The sequence below is a fragment of the Streptomyces sp. NPDC038135 genome, from assembly GCF_055601245.1.
In genome coordinates, this window is record NZ_JBVJXS010000005.1 from 411,175 (window position 1) to 429,206 (window position 18,032).

The window sequence follows — 18,032 nt, forward strand, 5'->3', positions numbered from 1 at the left end:
TCGTGCCGGGACCGCCGCTCAGCGGTAGCGCGCCCGGCCCACCGCCGCGGCCACCGTCAGGGGCGCGGTCAGGAGCGCCGCGAGCCGGAACAGGGGGCGGTAGTCGTGCGCCTGGGCGGTGGAGGCGGCCAGCCCGGTGGCCACGGCGCTGCCCACGTAGAGGGCGACGCCGAACATGGCCACACCCGTCGCGCGGGCCTGCGGGGACAGGGCCGTCCAACTACGACGAGTGGCTCGAGAAGGTGGCGGCGGGCCTCGGGGTCGGGACCGCGCCGGAGGACTCCACGCGGCGCTACCACCATCCGGCCGTACGGTTCGTCCGGCTGCGGGACGCCCCCACCGTCCGCCTGCACCTGGCCTATCCGTCGCACGGCTCGCACCCGCAGGCGGCCCGGTTCGCCGAGGCCGTGTGGCGTGACGTGAGCGGCGGCCAGCTTCCCTCAGCCGACCCCAGAGCCGCCGTGCACGGTGCCGCGCGCGCGACGCCGGGCGGCGCCCCCAGGCCGTGACCCCTCCTGGCGCGCGGCCGGTCGTCGCCGAGGTGACGCCGGGCGACTGTCACGGAGGACGGCGGCCGGCCCCATCAGGTGGGGCCGGCCGCCGGGGGGTGCACGGGCCGGTTCAGCGCTGCAGGGTGAGGACGCCCGGCCGCCACGGCAGTTGGTCGTACGGGCCGCTCGCGGAGGGGGACTTGCCCTGGTACAGGAGCCGCAGGTTGCAGGGGTCGACGGTCATGGTCTGGTCGGGGTTGTCGCGGACCAGGTCACCGTGGCTGACGTCGTCGGTCCAGGTCGCGCCGCTGTTGGCCTTGCCGGCGAAGGGGTTGCTCTCGGTGGCGGCCTGCGGGGTCCACGAACCGTTCAGGCTGGAGGCCGTGAACGAGCGGAAGTACCGCTGCTCGTTCGCACCGCGCGCCTCGACGATCATGAGGTACTGGTTCTGGCCCTGGACCTTGTAGACCTGCGGCGCCTCGAACAGGTTCTTCACCGTGTCGCTCATAACCGTCGTGTACGACGAGCCGAAGTTGCCCGGGAAGTTCCCGATCGGCATGCTCGCCCGGTAGATCTTGCCGTTGTCGCCGGCGAAGAACAGGTACATGTTCTGGTCGTCGGCGATCAGGGTCTGGTCGATCGGGGCGGCGCCCGAGATGCCGCCGGTGAACAGGGGCTGCGGCGCGGACCAGCCGTCGGGGTTGGTGGGGTCGCTCGACGTGCGGTAGATGAAGGGCCACGCACCCCACTGGTACGCCAGCACCCAGACCTTCTTGGGCGCGAAGTAGAACAGGGTGGGCGCCACCGCGGCCTGGCTCATCCCGGTCTGGCCGGCCGACGCCATGTCCGACCAGTTCGTGAAGGGCCGGAACATCATCGAGCCGTACGACGACCCCGACACGTTCGACGCGTAGACCAGGTGCTTGCCGTTGTACGTCACATCGGTGAAGTCCTTCAGCGCGACCCACCCGTTCGCCGGCTGCGCCAGCGCGCCGGTCGACGTCCACCGGTAGGTCGACGGCAGGGAGCAGGTGCCGTCGGGCGGGGTCGGGGTCCCGGACAGGCCGGTCCACTTCTGGTTGCTGCCGCCGTTGCACGTCCAGATCTGCACCGCCGTGCCGTTGGCCGTACCGGAGCCCGCGGCCTCCAGGCACAGCCCGGACTCCACGCCGACGACCGTGCCGTCGGAGTTCACCCGCCACTGCTGGTTAGCCCCGCCGGAACAGGTCCAGATCTGCACCCGGGTACCGGCCGCGGTGGCGTGGCCCGGAACGTCCAGGCACTTGTCGCCGTACACGGTGAGCTGGTTGCGGTCCGTCGACGTCCACTGCTGGTTGGTCCCGCCCCAGCAGTCGTAGATCTGCAGATACGTGCCGTCGGTCCGGACGGCGCCCGGCACATCGAGGCACCGGCCGGAACCGGCACCGCGCAGCGCGCCGCTGGAGGCCGCCTGGGCCGGGGCGGCCACGAGCAGCGCCGCCAACGCGGCCAGGGCCGCGACCACGGCGGCGAGTACCACAGACGGATGCCTGCGGCGGAAACTTCGACTGCGCATGGATACGTCCTCACCTTTGCGTAGGCGGTCGGCATTTCGAACAACGGTCGAACCATCGAGCAACCCGGATGATAGGGAACCGGTGAACGGCGTCAATAGCTTCCGCACGTATCGACTGCAAAGCCGAAAGTTTCGGACTCCCTACGGCGCGCCGGTGCGCGACCTACCGTCAAATCACTGGCTTGTAAGCCACTTGACCCGTGAATGAAGCGGTGCATGGGCAGTGCAGACACTCGGCCAGGGCGTTTCGAAAGTTTCGAAAGGCAATCGGAAATTTCTTCTGCGGAATGTATTGACGAGCCGCGGTCGCCACCTCAATCATCCCTGTCTGAGAAGTCGGCCCTGGCCTGTGTCGAGACGTGGAGCACCGCCGCCGATTCTTCCGTCCAACCGTGATCTCTACCTTGGAGGCACAGTCATGGGCTCGTACGCCCTTCCCGGATCCGTTGTCAGCAGGAGGATCCGCGCCCTGCTCTTAGCGCTCGTCGTCGGTGTTCTCGGTGCGGCCACCGCACTGGTCGCGCCGCCGAGCGCACACGCCGCCGAGAACACGCTCGGCGCCGCCGCGGCACAGAAAGGCCGTTACTTCGGCACCGCCATCGCCTCGGGCAAGCTGGGCGACTCGGCGTACACGACCATCGCGGGCCGTGAGTTCAACATGGTGACGGCCGAGAACGAGATGAAGATCGACGCCACCGAACCGCAGCGGGGCCAGTTCAACTTCAGCGCCGGCGACCGCGTCTACAACTGGGCGGTGCAGAACGGCAAGCAGGTGCGGGGCCACACGCTGGCCTGGCACTCCCAGCAGCCCGGCTGGATGCAGAGCCTCAGCGGCAGCACACTGCGCCAGGCGATGATCGACCACATCAACGGCGTGATGGGCCACTACAAGGGCAAGATCGCCCAGTGGGACGTCGTGAACGAGGCCTTCGCCGACGGCAGTTCGGGAGGCAGGCGGGACTCCAACCTGCAACGCACGGGCAACGACTGGATCGAGGTCGCCTTCCGCACCGCGCGCGCCGCCGACCCGGCGGCCAAGCTCTGCTACAACGACTACAACATCGAGAACTGGACCTGGGCCAAGACCCAGGGCGTGTACAACATGGTCCGCGACTTCAAGCAGCGCGGCGTGCCGATCGACTGCGTCGGGTTCCAGTCGCACTTCAACAGCGGCAGCCCCTACAACAGCAACTTCCGCACCACGCTGCAGAATTTCGCCGCCCTCGGCGTCGACGTGGCCATCACCGAACTCGACATCCAGGGCGCCTCGGCCTCGACCTACGCGAGCGTGACGAACGACTGCCTGGCCGTCTCGCGCTGTCTCGGCATCACCGTCTGGGGCGTGCGCGACACCGACTCCTGGCGATCGGGGGACACGCCGCTGCTGTTCAACGGCGACGGCAGCAAGAAGTCCGCCTACACCGCCGTCCTCAACGCACTCAACGGCGGCGACTCCACGACGCCCCCTGCGGGCGGCGGTCAGATCAAGGGCGTCGGTTCGGGCCGGTGCCTGGACGTGCCCGGCACCAGCACCACCGACGGCACCCAGCTCCAGCTCTGGGACTGCCACAGCGGCACCAACCAGCAGTGGACGTACACCGACGCCGGCGAGTTCAAGGTCTACGGCGACAAGTGCCTCGACGCCGCCGGCACAGGCAACGGCGCCAAAGTCCAGATCTACGGCTGCTGGGGCGGCGACAACCAGAAATGGCGCCTCAACTCCGACGGATCCATCGTCGGCGTCCAGTCCGGCCTCTGCCTCGACGCCGTCTCGGGCGGCACCGCCAACGGCACCCTGATCCAGCTCTACTCCTGCTCGAACGGCAGCAACCAACGCTGGACCCGCACCTGACGGAACCGGCCGCGCCCGCCCCACCGGCCGCTGCCGGCACCCGGCCCGGGTGCCGGCAGCGGCGTCTCAGGTCACCCCTTCCCGTAGTCCTCCACCATGGTGCCGACGAGCGCCAGGAGGGCGTCGGCGCGGTGCCGGTCCTCGCGCCGGCCGCGCAGGGCCTCGTCGGCGGCCCGCAGGCGGGCAAGGGCGGCCGGGTCCCGGTCCTTCACCTCGTGGAGCAGCGGCTCGGTGACCAGGTCCAGGCACTCGGTGAACAGCCGCCGGACGGCCGGGGACGGCGGGCCGGGGTCCGGAGCGGCGAATCCGGTGGTCAGGTACCGCACAGGGTCGGTGAGGCTCCAGCCGACGACGGTGCCGTCCTGGACCAGGAGCGCCACGTCCGGGGCGATGCCGATGCGGGCCTCCAGCGGCTCGTCGAGGACGTCGGTGTCGCGCAGGCAGGTCAGCACGGTGTCTCCGGGGGCGCGGCAGAGCTCCGTGGCCACCTCCAGACGGAAGTCCCGGGCCTCGTCCGCGCGAAGGCCGCCCGGGCGGACGGGGGGCGTGGCCGGAACGCGGGCGGAGTCCTCGGCGGCAGCGCACTCGTAGGGCAGTCGGAAGCCGGCGCCGACCAGTTGCCGGCCGGCCCGGTCGAACCGGAGTTCGTCGGGAGCGTCCCACAGCCACTCCCGGCTGCCGAAGGTCTCCCCGAGGAACCGCTGCCACTCCTCCACGCCGGCGTACTCCGCGATGCGCAGACACTGGCCCGGGAAGTCGAAGCGCGGGCTGGAGCGCAGCGGATCGTCCGTCACCGTCGCGGTCCAGTCGCCGTCAAGGGTGAGTCTCACGTCACCCCTTCCCGTAGTCCTCCACCATGGTGCCGATGAGCGCCAGGAGGGCGTCGGCGCGACGCCGGTCCTCGCGCTGGGCGCGCAGGGCCTCGTCGGCGGCCCGCAGGCGGGCCACGGCGGCCGGCTCACCGTCCACCAGGTCGTCGACCACCGGCGCGGTCAGCAGGTCCAGGCACTCCGTCAGCAGCCGGCGGGTCGCGGGCGCCGGCGGGCTCGGATCGGGGTCGGCGTACGCGGTGGTCAGATGCCGTGCGGGGTCGGTGAGGCTCCAGCCGACGACGGTGCCGTCCTGGACCAGGAGCGCCACGTCGGGGGCGATGCCGACACAGGCCTCCACCGGTTCGTCGAGGACGTCGAGATCGCGCAGGCAGGTCAGCACGGTGTCCCCGGGAGCACGGCACAGCACCGAGCACATCTCGTGCCGGAAGTCCCGGACCTCCTCCGCCCGGAGCCCGCCCGGGCGCACCGGGGGCATGACCGGAACACGGACGGTAGTCTCGGCGGACGCGGAGACGTACGGCATCCGGAGCTCGGCCCCGACCAGCTCGCGGCTGACCGGGTCGAACCGCAGGACGTCGGGTGCGTCCCACAGGTGGTCCTGGCTGCCGAAGGTGTCGGCGAGGAACCGCTCACGCTCCTGCACGGTCGCGTAGCGCACGACGTCCACGGAGTCGCCCGTGAAGCGGGGGGTGAGGCGCAGGGGTTCGTCCGTGACCGTCGCGCGCCAACCGCCGTCGAATGCCAGTGTCATGCTCATGCGTGCCTCATCTGATCCGATTCGCCGGTGCGAGGTAGCCGTCCTCGGTGGGAATCCTGCCCTGCACGATGTCCTCGTGGGTCACCGGGGCGCCGGGGTCGGTCGGACTGCCACCGAGCGCCTTGACGCCCGACTCGCCCTTGATGCCCGACTCTCCGTAAGCCGTGATGACCTGGCCCTGCTTGGCACCGGGCCCGTAGACCACGGCGATGTCGTTGCCCTTGCGGTAGATGAAGTTCCCTGCCTGACCCGATGACTGGTACACGGCGTCGGGCTCCTTCAGGATCTTCAGGACCTGTTCGTCGGTGAAACCGTGGCGCGTGTCCCCGTGGTACTTGGCGTGCTTGTTGATCTCACCGTTCTGTGCCCGGTCGGCGACGTCGTCGAGGATCTTGTCGATCCGCTTCTGCGCCTTCTCCTCCTTCGTGTACTTGGGCATCAGCCCCAGCGGGTCGCATCCGCTGTACGGGTTGTCCACGTAGCCGAGGGGGTTGGGCGCGGGGGCGAGGCCCAGCGGGTCCGGGGAGGTGTAGCGGCCGGTCTCGGGGTCGTAGTGGCGGAAGAGGTTGTAGTGGAGGCCGGTCTCGGGGTCGTAGTACTGGCCGGGGAAGCGCAGCGGGGTGTAGGCGCCGCTGTCCCTGGCCCAGGCGGTGGTGCCCCAGAGGGTGCTGCGGCTGCGCCAGGCGATGCCGCCCGCCTCGTCGACGAGTTCGGTGGGGGTGCCGATCAGGTCGGTGGCTATGGCGAAGAACCGCCGGTCGATCTCCTGCTGCCGGCTGTCGGCCGTCAGGATGCGCTCGGTCTGGGCGAGCGGGACGACGTCCCGGTGGTCCCAGCTGAGGGCGACCGTGTGCGGGAGGTCCGGGCGGTGGCTGGTCTGCTCGCAGAGCGTGAGTCCGTCCCAGGTGAAGCGGACCTCCTCGGCCACGCTCTCGCCGTCGGCCGCGAGGCGCTGCTTCGCGGTGCGGCGGCCCAGCGGGTCGTAGCGGTAGCGCCACCGGGTGCCGTCCGGGGTGGTGACGGACGTGAGGCGGTTCTCGGTGTCCCACGTGTAGCGCCAGGTGTCGGGCCTGCGGGAGAGGCGGGTCTTCTGACGCAGGGTGACGCGGCCGAGGGCGTCGTGCTCGAAGCGGACGTCTCCGGCGCGGGTGATGCCGGTGCCGCTGTACGTGCGCGGCCCGGTGGCCTCGGCGCCCGGGTGCCGGTCCGGCCAGGAGGCCGAGGTCTGGTTGCCGGCGTCGTCGTACGCGTACCGCTCCGTCCAGCCCGGGGCGTGGACGGCGGTGACCCGGCCCAGCGGGTCCAGGTCGAACGTGCGGGTCCCGGCGAGCCCGTCCGCGACGGACAGCAGGTGCCCGTCGGCGCGGTAGGCGTAGGCCCGGCTGTTGACGGCGCGGGCGCCGGCGGTGATGTGCTGCGCGGCGAGCCGTCCGGCCTCGTCCCAGGCCGACGTCACGGTCAGCGCGTCACCGAAGTCGCGGGCCAGTTCGCGGCCGGCGGCGTCGTGGGTGAAGTCGACCGGCCGGCCGCCGGAGGTCAGCCGTGCGGGGAGCCCGTCGGGGTCGTAGGCGTAGGTGGTGACGTGGCCGGTGGGGGTGGTCCGGCGGACGCGCCGGCCCAGGTCGTCGTAGGAGTAGAGCATCGGGCGGCCGTCCACCAGTTCCGTCTTGACCAGCCCGCGGCGGTCGTACTGGTAGCGCAGCTCGCCGTCCGGTCCGACCGCCTCCAGGAGGCGGCCCGCCCGGTCGTACGCGTAGGTCGTCACCTGGCCGTCGACGGTCTTGGCGAGGACCCGGCCGAGTGCGTCGCGCTCGAAGGAGACGGTGCCGCCGAGGGCGTCGGTCCGGGCGGTGAGGCGGCCGGCGGCGTCCACGCGGTAGGTCAGGGTGCGCCCGTCGAAGTCGGTCTCGGAGACGATGTTGCCGACCGCGTCGTACGCGTACGTCCAGCTCAGGCCCTGCGGGCCGGTCACCCGGGTGAGGCGCAGGTCGGCGTCGTGCTCGAACGCGTACCGGGCGCCGTCGGGCCGGGTGGTGGCGAGCGGGAGGTCGAAGTGGGTGTACTCGTGGCGGGTGACGGCTCCGGCGGCGTCGGTGTGGGCCGTGCAGTTGCCCTCGCCGTCGTAGGTCCATGACTCGGTCGCGCCGTCCGGGCCGGTGCGGCGGGCGAGCAGGCCGTCCGCGTTCCACTCCAGGCGGGTGACGCCGCCCACCGGGTCGGTCACCCGCACCGGGCGGCCGAGCCCGTCCCGCTCGGTGCGGGTGGTGGCGCCGGACGGGTCGGTCACCGCCACGGGCCGCCCCGCCGCGTCGCACCTGATGTGGGTGGTGTTGCCGAGGGCGTCGGTGACCGAGGTGGGGCGGCCGGCGTCGTCGTAGGCGATGCGGGTGGTGCGTCCGGCCGGGTCGGTGTACGAGGTCCGGTTGCCGCGCTCGTCGTAGGTGTACGCGGTACGGGCGCCGTCCGGCCCGACGACCTGGGTCGGCAGCCCGAACGGGCCGCGTACGAGGCGCAGTTCGGAGCCGTCCGGGCGGACGGCCGAGATCAGCCGGCCCTCGTCGTCGTAGGTGAAGGCGTGCCTGGCGCCGAGCGGGTCGGTGCGCGACAGCAGGTTGCCGCTCGCGTCGTGGCGGAAGCGGGTGGTGAGGCCGAGCGCGTCCGTGGTGGCCAGGATCCGGCAGTGCGGGCCGATCAGGTGCCGGGTGGCCCGGCCGTCGGCGGTGGTGAGCGTGGTGGTGCGGTGGCCGGTCGCGGGGTCGGGTTCGGTGTACGTCAGGGTGATCTGGACGTGGCCGGCCTCGCCGCCTTCGGCGACGACCCGGTCGCGGTCGTCGTAGACGTAGTCGTAGCGGCGGTCGTTGGAGTCGATCCAGGCGATGACGCGGTGGCGTTCGTCGTAGAGGAAGGCGGTGGCGGCGCCGGAGGGGCGGGTGACGGTGGTGAGGTCGCCGGTCTCGTCGCCGTAGTCGTAGCGCACCAGCGGCAGGTCAGCGCCGTCCTCCCCGCCACCCGCCAGGCAGAGCGCGGTGACCCGCCCGTCTGCGGTGGTCAGCCGGATCCGGTGGCCCGCGGAGTGCACGAGGGCGAGCGGCAGTCCGTCGTCCGCCCGGTCCACCGTGACGGTGTGCCCGCCCCGTTCGCCGATGCCGGACAGCCAGGCGGTGCCGTCGCCGCCGGGTTCGGCGCCGGGCGGGGCGGTGAAGTGGCGGACCAGGCCGGAATCGGGGTCGGTCAGGGTGTAGTCGCCGTCGGCGTCGCGGGCGAGCAGGGTCCGGCCGCCGCCGGAGTCCGGCCGGGTGGGGTCGCCGGGGACCGGGTGCGGGTAGGTGACCAGGAGGCCGTCGGCGGTGGCGTGGACGACGCCGACGGCGTCGATCTCCAGCCGCTCGTCGACCGTGGACGTCCAGGCCGGGCCCAGGAAGCGGCCGGTCGCAAGGCCGGACTCGGTGCGCCGGGTGAAGACCAGCGGCAGGATGCCGGGGATCTCCACGTCGGTCTGGGGCAGGAACATCCGGCCGGTGGCGAGGTCCACCGGGTCGGAACCGTCGGTGAGGCGCTCCCCGTCCGGGCGCCTGTGGGTCCCGTCCTCGACGTCGTCGACGAGCCTGCGCACCTTCGCGGCCTCGGAGGCGTCCTCGGCGATGCGCACGCCCTTCACCGCGGCGCCGCCGCCGTCGGTGGCCACGGTCAGCACGATGTCGGGGATCAGCCGGCCGAACCCCTCGGCCGGGTCCTTCATGAAGTCCTTGACCATCTGGGTGCCGGTGCCGACGGGGTCGTTGGCGGCCACGACGAGGCCGGCGGCCAGGCTGTTGAGGGACGTGGCGTACTCGGCCGGGTGGGTGAGGTTGTACGGGTCCATGGGGTCGACGCTGCGGACGAAGTTCACGATCCCGGCGGTGCCCTTGATCAGGCCGCCGGCCACGTGGTCCTGCATGATCTGCAGTTCGCCGAAGCCGTCCCGCAGCTGCTCGGCGTAGGACGGCTTCTTCGGGGCCATGTCGCGGGCGGCGCGCACCGCGGAGCGAGCGGTCTCCGCGGCCGAGTTCCGCTGTGTGCGGGCGTCGGCCAGGATGTCCTGGGCGTCCTGCATCAGCTTCCTGCCGGGGTCCTCGAAGGTCTCGGCGGGGCGCGGCGGGAGCGAGGACGGGTTCCGCTCCTCGGCGGGCTGGGCGTTGTAGCGGTCGACGGCCTTGTTGTAGGCGTCGACCTTCGCACGGTGGGCGTCGGCGGCGTCCTCGGACGCCTTGACGCCCGCCTTCCACTTGTCGATCGCCGTCTGCGCCTGGCCCTGGGCCCAGGTGACCGTGTCGGCGAACGACTCCAGCGCGCTGATCGCCTTGACGCACGCCTCACCCGCCGTGTACCAGCGGTGCGGCTGCTTGCCGACGGCGGTGCGCAGCGCGTCGGCCGCCTCGCCCTTGAGCCGGGAGGTGTCGAGGCCCCGGAGACCGTCACCGGTCTCGTTGAAGGACGACTCGAAGGCGCGGAGCTTCGCGGCCACGGCGTTGATCTTGCTGGGGCTGCCGTAGATCAGCTTGGTCTTGTCCTCGGTCTGCCCGAGGTCCATCTCGTCGACCTCGGCGCCCAGCCGGTTGGCGACCGAACGGGACTGCTCGCGCACCCAGTCGGCGCCGGACTCCCAGCCGACGTCCTGCAACCGGTCGGCGGTCCAGTTGCCCGCGTCCTCGACCCGGTCGCCGACCCACTCGACGCCGTGCTCGATCTTGTCCTCGACCGAGTCGGGCGTGATGTCACTGATGAAGTCGCCGATACCCACCGTCAGTTTCCCCCGGACTCACCCTGCTGTTGCTGCTGCGCGCGCTCCTCGGGCGACGGTCCGAAGGTGTCGTCCAGCGCCTGGTTCCACTGGTCGTCGGAGATGCCGAACGCCTTGTTGAGCAGTTCCGACTGCCGCCCGCCCTGGCCCTCGGTGAGCACCGTGCGGCCGGTGTCCTTCCAGGTCTGCGCCATGTCGTCACCGGCCTTGTCGAACGACTCGGCGCTGTAGTCGGGGTGCAGGTAGTCCGGGGTGAGGATGTCGCCCCAGCCCTGCTTGGCGATCTCCTCCTCACTGGCGTGCGGGTTGCCGCCGAACAGGGAGTTGGCGCCCACCTTCAGCGAGCCCGCGACGTACTGGTCCTCCTCCCAGAGGGTGCCGGCCGCCAGGCCGAGCCGGTTCGCGATCTCGCTCGCGTCCCGGACCAGGGCGCGCACGCCCCACTCCCAGGACTCGCAGAAGTCCTCGAAGTCGGTCGAGAGGCCGTGGTGTCCGGCCTCCATCCCCGTCATGGCCAGCTCCGAGAAGCCCTTCCCCATGACGGAACCGGTGGCGCCGCCGAGGTCGCCGAGCTGGTCGATGGTCGTCCCCAGGCCCTGCGTGAACCTGGCGACGGACTCCTTGTCCAGCTGGAGGTCCTTGCCGTCGTCGCTCATGACCGCCCCTCCCCCGCGCGGCCGGTGTCGACGGCGACCGCGTCCGGGACGATGCCGGCGACGGGCGGGAAGAACATCGCCCCGTCCTCGGTGGCGATGTCGACGGCGAGGCCGGCGGGCTCGCCCAGGGCCGGCACGATCTCGTCGACGATGCGCGCGCCCAGCAGAGCCGCGTGGTCCACCGGCTGCTCACCGGGCGCGTGGTGGCGGGCGAACCGGGCCAGCGCGGTCTCGTCGGTGAACCCGCAGATCCACCGCACCCCGCCCGCACGCACCGACCACAGCCCGCCGCCGGCCACCGGCACCAGAAGGATTGAACGGCGCATCTCACCGACGAGGGCCCGGGGGTCGCCGTCCGCCCGTCTCCGCTCGGCGATACGCTCGGCGAGCGCCGTTCTCGGCTGCTCCACGGTTCCTCCCCTGTCACCGACGACTCATGGCACCGTAGGGGAGGACACACGCGAACGGGCGGATGGTTCTCCGGAGTTCCTGTGAAACGGCGGAAGCAACCGGCGACGGAGCACGCGGCGACGCGAGCCACCTCTCGGGCCGACGGCGGCACGCCGGCCCTTACACGGCGCGCCTCGGCCCGCGGGCATCGGTTGACCGCGGGCACGACGCCGCGAGGGCGGACCCGATCGCCGCGTACGTCGAGGCCGCAGCCGGGGTGTCAGGAGCCCTTGGCGGCCGGCTCCAGGATCGCCACGCACTCCACGTGGTGCGTCATCGGAAGGATGTCGGCCTGAGCAGGTCTCCGAAAAGACCAGGTCAGGCCCACGTTTCGGCGCGTTGTCCTGCGTTCGGGTGTCAGGAGCGTCAACCGAGCGTCAGGACGACATCTCTCCCTCGCCCTCGGATGGAACTGTCCGGACCGGCTGGGTACGCAGATCCTCAACCGGACGCTGAGGCCGTCCTCATACGCCTGAGGCGCGCGAATCGCGGGCGGGCGGTTCAAAAGGCCGTGAGGAGGTCATCGCTCAGGCCCGGACACGGACCAAGGGCGTATCGACCAGGTGTTCGGCGAGGAACCACGCCTGGAGTTCGCCGGTCCGGATCACCTGGGAGACGAGCAGGTCGTTGGTGCCATCGTCGCCCAGCTCGGCGGTGCGGGCGGCCGCGTCATGGGCCTCCGTCAGGATGACCTCGTGGGCCTCCAGCAGTCGCGAGAGCATCGCCGGGACCTCCTCGACACCGTCCGGAGGGCGCGGGATCGACGTGATCTCGGCGACGTGCCGGGGATCGCCCACGGCGACACCGCCCAGGGTCTGGACCCGCTCGGCGAGGGCGTCGACGAGTTCCAGCTGTTCCCCCGCGTGCTTGTCCAGGACCAGGTGGAGTTGGTAGAAGGTCGCCCCGCGCATCAGCCAGTGGTGCTTCTTGTAGAGGCCGTAAAGGATCTGGGTGTCCGCGAGGACCTTGTTGAGGCGCTGGCAGGAGTACATGCGCGTCTCGTAGGACAGGCCGAGGGGGAACTGCTTCACGGTCCCGAACTCCTGGATGATCTCGCCCTTCTGGTGCAGCCACGGCTGGCTGCCGACGTGCTGGGACTCGATGGTCATGTTTCCGCCTCCTGCTGACTGGCCGTGGACACGGGTGACGCTAGGTGCCGGCATGGCGGGTGGGTTGCCCTGAAGCGCACATGCACGTGCTCGGGAGCGCACGGAACGATCCGTGCGTGCCCTTGTTCGCTCTCGGGCAAGCCCCCGCGCACCGGCGGGCACGGCTCAGCACCTCGTCCCGCCTAACGTCGCTGACGACGTGGGCCCGGAAAACGACGAGGAGAGGCATTATGCCGAGCGAGCAGCGGAGGGTGGATTACGCCCCGGGAGCCCCGCGTTGAGCCTGCGGGGGCGGGACCCGAGGGAAGCGCACAGAACCGCCACGACGCTGGAGTGCTTTTTCGACCTGTGCTTCGTCATCGCGGTCGCGCAGGCGTCCGCGTGTCTGAACACGGCGGTGACGAGCGGGCACTGGCTCGCCGGCACCCTGCGTTTCGCGCTGGTCTTCTTCACGATCTGGTGGGCCTGGATGAACTTCACCTGGTTCGCATCCGCCTATGACCCTGACGACGTCCCCTACCGGTTGACGGTGCTGGTCCAGATCGCGGGCTCCCTCATTCTCGCCGCCGGTGTCCCCAGCGCGTTCGAGGAAGGCGATCTGCGCGTCGTCACGCTCGGATACGTCGTCCTGCGTACGACGCTGACCACGCTGTGGCTGCGTGTCGCACGATCGGATCCCGCTCGGCGGCGGACCGCGCTCCGCTTCGCCACGGGAGTGACGGTTTGTCAGGTCGGCTGGTCCGGGGTGCTCTTTCTCCCGGCCCCGGCGCGCCTGCCGGCCATCATCGCGTTGATCGTTGCCGAGGTCTGCGTTCCGGTGTGGGCGCAGTCCGCCGGAATGACGCCGTGGCATCCGCAGCACATCGCCGAGCGGTACGGGCTGTTCGTCCTCATCGTGCTGGGTGAGTCCGTCGCGGCCGCCGCGGCGGCGGTCCGCGGTGCCCTGAACCGGGACCATGGCACCGCGGCCCTGTACCTGCTGGCGGCAGGTGGCCTGCTTCTGGTCTTCGCCCTGTGGTGGCTGTACTTCGCCCGGCCGGCCCATACCCTGCTCGCCACCTCGCACCAGGCCCATCGCAGGAGGTTCACCTGGGCGTACGGCCACTACCTGATCTTCGCCTCGGCAGCCGCCGAGGGAGCCGGCCTGGCGGCGTACGCCCAGCTGATCACCGGGCGCACCGGTGCCCCGCCGTTGTCGGCGGGTGGCGCGGTCACGGTGCCGGCGGCGGTCTTCCTCATCACCGTGTGGGCTGTGCATGTGCGGCCGCACCGGCGGAGCCGGGTCGAACAGCTTGCGTTTCCCGCGGTGGCGGTGGCAGTCCTGATGGCTGCCCGCTCGCCGGCGCCAACCCTCCTCGCCGCTCTCGCGGCGGCGGCCCTGGTCGTCGTGGTCACGCTGGTCGACCGGGCCGAGCGGGTACGACGAGAGGACCCGTGACACGGAAATGGGGTGCCGCCCGGAGTCCTTCTCCGTGCAGCACCCCTTTCCCCTGGTCAGGTCGTGGCGCGCACCGCCTCGCGGATCAGCTCGGCGACCTGCTTCGGCTGGGAGACGGCGACCGCGTGCGAGGCGCCCTCGATCTCGACGACGGTCGCCCCCGCGCGCTTCGCGCCGAAGCGCTCCACCTCCGGGTTGATCGCGCTGTCGGCGCCCGCGACCAGCGCCCAGGACGGCTTGGTCTTCCAGGCGGCGGCGGAGGCCGTCTCCTCGAAGGCGGCGGCGGCCAGCGGGCGCTGCGCCACGGCCAGCACCTTCGTGACGTCTGCGGGCACGTCGGCGGCGAAGACCGAGGGGAAGGCGTCCGCGGCGATGGTCACCTCGACGGCCGGGTCGCCGTCCGCGACGGGATACGTCCACTGCTTCAGGTTGCTCACCAGCGGGGAGAGCGGGAAGCGGCCCTGCAGCTCGCCGAGGCTCTCACCCTCTTCGAGGACGTAGGCGGCCACGTAGACCAGCCCGACGACGTTCTCCGTGGTGCCGGCGACGGTGATCAGCGCACCGCCGTAGGAGTGGCCGACCAGCACGACGGGGCCGTCGATCTGGGCGGCCACGGAGGCGACGTACGCGGCGTCCGAGGCCAGGCCGCGCAGCGGGTTGGGCGGGGCGATGACCGGGATGTCGTGGCGCTGGAGCTCCTCGATGACGCCGGACCAACTGGCCGCGTCGGCGAAGGCGCCGTGGACGAGGACGACGGTGGGAGTGGTGGTGCTCATGTCTGCCGGATCTCCTTGCGGTCAGGCGGTGTGCAGGGCGGCGCGCAGGGTGCCGGCGGCCATCGTGATGGCGGCCTCGGCGGCGTGAGTCCCGCGCAGGGCGTTGAGCATCACGAAGTCGTGGATGATGCCCTGGAAGCGGACGGCGGTGACGGGGACGCCGGCCTCGCGAAGCTTGTTGGCGTACGCCTCGCCCTCGTCGCGCAGGACGTCGGCCTCGCCGGTGATGACCAGGGCCGGGGGCAGGCCGGTGAGCTGCTCGGTGGTGGCGCGCAGCGGCGAGGCGGTGATCTGGGCGCGCTCGGCCTCGTCGGTGGTGTACTGGTCCCAGAACCACTGCATGCCGTCGCGGCGCAGGAAGTAGCCGGTGGCGAACTGGTGGTACGACGGCGTGTCGAAGTTCGCGTCCGTCACCGGGTAGAACAGCACCTGCTGCACCAGGGAGACGTCGCCGCGCTCCTTGGCCATCAGGGTGAGGGCGGCGCTCATGTTGCCGCCGACGGAGTCCCCGGCCACGGTCAGCCGTGTGCCGTCCAGGCCCTTGGTGGCGCCCTCCTGCACGACCCACCGCGCGACTGTGTAGTTCTGCTCGATGGCGACCGGGTAGCGGTGCTCGGGCGAGAGGTCGTACTCAGGGAAGACCACGGCGGCGTCCGCGCCGACGGCGAGTTCGCGCACCAGGCGGTCGTGGGTGTGGGCGTTGCCGAACACCCAGCCGGCGCCGTGGATGTAGAGGATGACCGGGAGGGTGCCGGTGGCCCCGGCGGGCTTGACGATGCGGGCCCTGACACTGCCCGTGGGGCCACCGGAGACGGTGATCCACTCCTCGTCGATCGCCGGCTTGTCGATCTCGCCGGACTGCACCTCGTCGACGGCCTTGCGTCCCTCCGCCGGGGGCAGGTCGAAGAGGTAGGGCGGATTGGCGGTCGCCTCCGCGAAGGCGGCTGCCGCGGGTTCCAGTACCGGCTGAACCGGCTCGGCGGTGTGGGACATGTGCCTCTCCCGATGTTCCAAGGGACTGTTTCGTGTGGTGCGCGGGTCACGCTAGTGAGCGTCACCGGGTCGGGATTCTCCGTGCGCGCACCACCGCTGTTCCCGCAGCGCACTGCGAGCGTCCGGCCGCCTCCCGGGTCGCGCGCAGTCCTGGGCGACGCAGTGCACGGTGGGACCAAGTCCGGTGCACTGCGGAGACATTGCCGCAGCTCGGTCGCGTCTAGCGTGAGGGCGGAAGCGAGACAGTGGCCCCTTGCCGCGTCTTCCCTCCATCCCACCGGCGCGGCGCGTATCCCGGACTTCGCCTTGGCGCGCCGCGAGTGGACGGAACCGAACTCTCCTGTCCCGGAAAGGACTTCAAGCGATGTCGACAATGCCGGTCGGCGGGCTCGTTCCGCGTGCCTCCGACGACGCCGCAGACCTCGTCGTCCGCAACGCGAAGATCCACACAGCCGACCCGAGACGCCCGCACGCCGAGGCCGTCGCGGTCCGGGACGGCGTCATCACCGTCGTCGGCGACGACAACGACGTGGCCCCGCACATCGGTACGGCCACCAAGGTGGTCGACGCATGCGGCCGCCGGGTCGTCCCCGGCCTCAACGACGCCCACCTGCACGTGATCCGCGGGGGCCTGAACTACGTACTGGAGCTGCGCTGGGACGGGGTGCGCAGCCTGCGGCAGGGGCTGGCGATGCTGCGTGAACAGGCCGCGCGTACCCCGAAGGGCCAGTGGGTGCGGGTGGTGGGCGGCTGGTCCGTCGAGCAGTTCGCCGAGCGCCGGCTGCCAACCGTCGCCGAACTGAACGCGGCCGCTCCGGACACCCCGGTGTTCGTGTTGCACCTGTACCACTCGGCCGTGCTGAACCGTGCGGCGCTCAAGGCCGCCGGCTTCACCAAGGACACGCCCGACCCCAAGGGCGGCCAGATCATGCGCGGCCGGGACGGGGAACCGACCGGCATGCTGCTGGCCGCGCCCAGCGCCCTCATCCTCTACTCGACCCTCGCCAAGGCGCCGGTCCTGGAGAGCGAGGAGGACAAGAAAACCTCCACCCGTCATTTCCTGCGCGAGCTGAACAGGTTCGGACTGACCTCGGCGATCGACGCCGCCGGCGGATTCCAGAACTTCCCCGACAACTACGCCACCGTCATCGAACTGGCCAAGGCCGGCCAGCTCTCGATGCGCATCGCCTATCATCTCTTCCCGCAGACTCCGGGCCAGGAGGTCGACGATCTCGCCCGCTGGATCGAGATGGCCCGCCCCGAGGACGGGGACGAATGGCTGCGCCTGAACGGCGCGGGCGAGAATCTCACCTGGGCCGCCGCGGACTTCGAGAACTTCGCCGAGCCGCGTCCGGAACTCACGTCGGACTATGAGGTCGAGTTCGAGAAGGCCGTCCGTCTCCTCATGGAGAACGGGTGGGGGTTCCGGCTGCACGCCACCTACGACGAGACCATCCGCCGGGACCTCGCGGTCTTCGAGAAACTCGCCGCGGACGGGCTTTTCCCGGCCGGGAACCGGTGGCTGTTCGACCACGCGGAAACCGTCTCCACGGACAGCCTCGACCGCATCGCCGCGCTCGGCGGCGCGATGTCCGTGCAGAATCGTTTGTCTTTCCAGGGTGAGGCGTTCCTGCGCCGCTACGGTCCCGGCGCCGCCGCGGACGCCCCGCCGATCCGGGCGATGCTGGACCGCGGGCTGGCCGTGGCCGCCGGCACCGACGCCACCCGGGTGTCCTCCTACAACCCGTGGGTGGCCCTGCACTGGCTGGTCAGCGGCCGCACCGTCGGCGATCTGACGCTGCGCCCGCCGGCCAACCGCGTCGGCCGGCAGGCCGCGCTGACGATGTTCACCCGCGCCGGCGCCGTACTGACCGGCGAGGACGAGGTCAAGGGCGTCCTGCGGCCGGGCTGCTACGCGGACCTGGCGATGCTGTCCGAGGACTACTTCACCGTGCCCGAGCCTGAGATCGCGCACATCGAGTCGCTGCTGACGGTGACCGGCGGGCGGATCGTCTACGCCGCCGGCACCTACGAGGGGCTGGACGAGGAACTGCCGCCCGTCAGCCCCGCCTGGAGCCCGGTGGCGCATTTCGGCGGCTACCAGGCGTCTCCCTCAGCGGCCGGCGCCCGCCAGGCGGAGTCCCTCGGCCAGGCCGTCGCCGAATCGGAGCAGCACCGCCAGTGGCGCATCGCCCGTGGCCTCACCCCGGAGACCGCGAGCACGCCCTTCGATCCCTGCTTCGACCTCTAGAACACCCGGCAGGGGCCGGGCCGTTGAACGCCCATGCCGGGACACCCACCGACTCCGTCCGCACACGGACGGTGCTACCTAGATAGGAAAG

The 18,032-nt window shown here is 71.3% G+C and carries 14 protein-coding genes; 4 read left to right on the forward strand and 10 right to left on the reverse strand.

Annotation, left to right across the window (positions count from 1 at the left end; all coding sequences use genetic code 11):
- Positions 1 to 18 precede the first annotated feature (18 nt).
- Positions 19 to 177, reverse strand: a complete 159-nt coding sequence (locus tag ACZ7JA_RS16610) for a hypothetical protein (protein WP_351666577.1) — start codon at positions 175 to 177, stop codon at positions 19 to 21.
- A gap of 65 nt (positions 178 to 242) precedes the next feature.
- Between ACZ7JA_RS16610 and ACZ7JA_RS16615 the strand changes: the two genes are divergently transcribed.
- Entirely contained in the window at positions 243 to 509 is a 267-nt protein-coding gene (locus ACZ7JA_RS16615) for a hypothetical protein (RefSeq protein ID WP_470808850.1), read from the forward strand.
- Positions 510 to 621: 112 nt separating this feature from the next.
- On the opposite strand, the gene ACZ7JA_RS16620 is transcribed toward ACZ7JA_RS16615, so the two are convergent.
- Positions 622 to 2,046 carry a non-reducing end alpha-L-arabinofuranosidase family hydrolase gene (locus tag ACZ7JA_RS16620; RefSeq protein ID WP_470808852.1) on the reverse strand — a complete coding sequence of 475 codons (1,425 nt, stop codon included), beginning with the start codon at positions 2,044 to 2,046 and terminating at the stop codon, positions 622 to 624.
- A 418-nt stretch (positions 2,047 to 2,464) separates the two neighbouring features.
- Here ACZ7JA_RS16620 and ACZ7JA_RS16625 point away from each other — a divergent pair, with 418 nt between their 5' ends.
- Positions 2,465 to 3,898 carry an endo-1,4-beta-xylanase gene (locus tag ACZ7JA_RS16625; RefSeq protein ID WP_470808854.1) on the forward strand — a complete coding sequence of 478 codons (1,434 nt, stop codon included), beginning with the start codon at positions 2,465 to 2,467 and terminating at the stop codon, positions 3,896 to 3,898.
- A gap of 71 nt (positions 3,899 to 3,969) precedes the next feature.
- Here ACZ7JA_RS16625 and ACZ7JA_RS16630 read toward each other — a convergent pair whose 3' ends face one another.
- The 6 genes from ACZ7JA_RS16630 to ACZ7JA_RS16655 form a co-directional block, all read right to left on the reverse strand.
- Entirely contained in the window at positions 3,970 to 4,728 is a 759-nt protein-coding gene (locus ACZ7JA_RS16630; RefSeq protein WP_470808856.1) for a hypothetical protein, read from the reverse strand.
- Position 4,729: 1 nt separating this feature from the next.
- On the reverse strand, positions 4,730 to 5,488 hold the full coding sequence (locus tag ACZ7JA_RS16635; RefSeq protein WP_470808858.1) for a hypothetical protein: 759 nt from the start codon (positions 5,486 to 5,488) through the stop codon (positions 4,730 to 4,732).
- 7 nt (positions 5,489 to 5,495) lie between these two features.
- A complete protein-coding gene (locus ACZ7JA_RS16640; protein WP_470808860.1) occupies positions 5,496 to 10,268 on the reverse strand; it encodes a putative T7SS-secreted protein in 4,773 nt (1,590 codons plus the stop codon).
- A 2-nt stretch (positions 10,269 to 10,270) separates the two neighbouring features.
- On the reverse strand, positions 10,271 to 10,924 hold the full coding sequence (locus ACZ7JA_RS16645; RefSeq protein WP_389447927.1) for a hypothetical protein: 654 nt from the start codon (positions 10,922 to 10,924) through the stop codon (positions 10,271 to 10,273).
- On the reverse strand, positions 10,921 to 11,334 hold the full coding sequence (locus tag ACZ7JA_RS16650) for a hypothetical protein (protein ID WP_351666563.1): 414 nt from the start codon (positions 11,332 to 11,334) through the stop codon (positions 10,921 to 10,923). Before ACZ7JA_RS16650 ends, ACZ7JA_RS16645 begins: the two co-directional genes overlap by 4 nt.
- A 567-nt stretch (positions 11,335 to 11,901) precedes the next feature.
- Positions 11,902 to 12,483: a Dps family protein gene (locus ACZ7JA_RS16655; protein ID WP_389305705.1), complete on the reverse strand. Its 582-nt coding sequence runs from the start codon at positions 12,481 to 12,483 to the stop codon at positions 11,902 to 11,904.
- 277 nt (positions 12,484 to 12,760) lie between these two features.
- On the opposite strand from ACZ7JA_RS16655, the gene ACZ7JA_RS16660 reads away from it, so the two are divergent.
- The gene (locus tag ACZ7JA_RS16660; RefSeq protein WP_470808862.1) at positions 12,761 to 13,921 is read left to right on the forward strand and encodes a low temperature requirement protein A; all 1,161 of its coding nucleotides are present in this window, start codon (positions 12,761 to 12,763) and stop codon (positions 13,919 to 13,921) included.
- Between the two features lie 56 nt (positions 13,922 to 13,977).
- Here the strand turns inward: ACZ7JA_RS16660 and ACZ7JA_RS16665 are convergent, their stop codons facing one another.
- Together ACZ7JA_RS16665 and ACZ7JA_RS16670 are read right to left on the reverse strand one after the other, a co-directional pair.
- Positions 13,978 to 14,697 carry an alpha/beta fold hydrolase gene (locus tag ACZ7JA_RS16665; RefSeq protein ID WP_389305709.1) on the reverse strand — a complete coding sequence of 240 codons (720 nt, stop codon included), beginning with the start codon at positions 14,695 to 14,697 and terminating at the stop codon, positions 13,978 to 13,980.
- A 21-nt stretch (positions 14,698 to 14,718) separates the two neighbouring features.
- Positions 14,719 to 15,690 (reverse strand): alpha/beta hydrolase, encoded by a 972-nt coding sequence (locus ACZ7JA_RS16670; RefSeq protein ID WP_389305711.1) that lies wholly within the window; start codon positions 15,688 to 15,690, stop codon positions 14,719 to 14,721.
- A gap of 364 nt (positions 15,691 to 16,054) precedes the next feature.
- On the opposite strand from ACZ7JA_RS16670, the gene ACZ7JA_RS16675 reads away from it, so the two are divergent.
- Positions 16,055 to 17,941 carry an amidohydrolase gene (locus ACZ7JA_RS16675; protein ID WP_450744307.1) on the forward strand — a complete coding sequence of 629 codons (1,887 nt, stop codon included), beginning with the start codon at positions 16,055 to 16,057 and terminating at the stop codon, positions 17,939 to 17,941.
- The last annotated feature ends 91 nt before the right edge of the window (positions 17,942 to 18,032 follow it).